We start from the raw sequence: 1,586 nt of genomic DNA, 5'->3' as shown, positions 1-1,586 counted from the left end.
GCGGGCGGTTTTACCGCCCATATATTTACAAAAGCCAAATTTTTAAACATATATCCTTGATATATACACGGCGTAAACATATACTGGAAACATCTTTAAATTTTCCGAAATTTTAAATATGAGCAACTGGAAACCCGATATTCCCTATAACGATTTACCACCCCTGCCGCCAAAACAGGATATTGAAAGCAAAACCATCCTGAAACGTTGTATAGCCGCCCGTGCATCCCTTGCCCGTTTAAAGCAGGCGGCAGAATTGATACCGAATCAAGCCATGCTGATTAACACCCTTCCTGTTATGGAAGCCCGTGCAAGTTCGGAAATTGAAAACATCGTAACCACCACGGACAAGCTGTTTCAATCCCTGCAAATGGATACGGAACGGCAAGACCCTGCCACGAAAGAAGCCCTGCAATACCGCACCGCCCTGTTTGCAGGCTATGAATCACTGACGAGCCGCCCTTTATGCACACAAACCGCCATCATGGTTTGCAACGCCATCAAGCACCCCTACGAAATGGCCATCCGCAAAACAGGCGGCACAGCCCTAAAAGGAGGCAACAGCGGAAATGTTGTCTATACCCCGCCCGAAGGAGAAGAAACCATACGCGGCAAGCTGGCAAATTGGGAGCGGTTTATTCACGAAAGCGGCGATTTAGACCCGCTTATCATCATGGCGGCGGCACATTACCAATTTGAAGCCATCCACCCGTTTACGGACGGCAACGGGCGGACGGGACGCATATTGAACAGCCTGCTATTGATTGAAAAAGGGCTTTTGGATTTGCCTATTTTGTATTTGAGCCGCTACATCATCGAAAACAGGGCGGACTATTACCGCCTGCTGTTAGGCGTAACCGAACGGCAGGATTGGGAAAGCTGGATAATCTACATCTTAGACGGCGTAGCCGACACCGCCGATTGGACGGTATCGAAAATAGATGCGATACGCTGCCTGTTCGAGCAGACACGGCAACATATACGGACATACGCACAAGGAATCTACACGCACGAACTGGTAAATCTTCTGTTTGAGCAGCCATATACACGCATTGCTAACCTAGAAGCGGCAGGGATAGCCAAACGGCAGACGGCCTCTAAGTACCTGAAAGAGCTTTCAGACATAGGTGTACTGCAAGAAATCGCCATCGGCAGGGACAAACTATTCATTCATCCGCGCCTAATGGAACTATTGCGGGGAGAGGGCAACAGCTTTACTTCATTCTAACCCCCTCTTCATCCCCGCATGACTAACACGAAACAGGGATTTTGACACCCGAACCGGGACCCCTTGTATATCCCCCACGAAAAGCTGGCATCCGCCCGCGTATCATGGGAGCAACAAAACCCCTGCCTAAAATTTTGACTTGTGCAAATTGGGGGTATATTTGGGGGTATATTGAAAAATGGCTAAAATAAAATGTTTAATAAACAAAATGTTGAAACTTAATTTCGATAGAGCCTCTGCATATCGTATTGAGGCGTTAATGGAATTTGAGAAAGCTATTTTTAAATAAGAAAAGGTAACTATTAAATAGCTACCTTTCTAAAATTAAATATCAACACATCGTTAAAACACAGCCAAA

At 46.3% G+C, this 1,586-nt stretch carries 1 protein-coding gene; it reads left to right on the top strand.

The features are described from left to right. Positions 1-118: 118 nt before the first annotated feature. Positions 119-1,228, top strand: coding sequence for a protein adenylyltransferase Fic (gene fic / locus KEM39_RS11200; protein ID WP_211710055.1), 1,110 nt, complete (start codon positions 119-121; stop codon positions 1,226-1,228). The last annotated feature ends 358 nt before the right edge of the window (positions 1,229-1,586 follow it).

The organism is Neisseria sp. Marseille-Q1983, assembly GCF_018224585.1.
In the GTDB taxonomy this organism is placed as follows: Bacteria; Pseudomonadota; Gammaproteobacteria; order Burkholderiales; family Neisseriaceae; genus Neisseria; species Neisseria polysaccharea.
The sequence above is the reverse complement of the archived record's forward strand: the minus strand, read 5'-3'. Positions and strand labels throughout refer to the sequence as shown.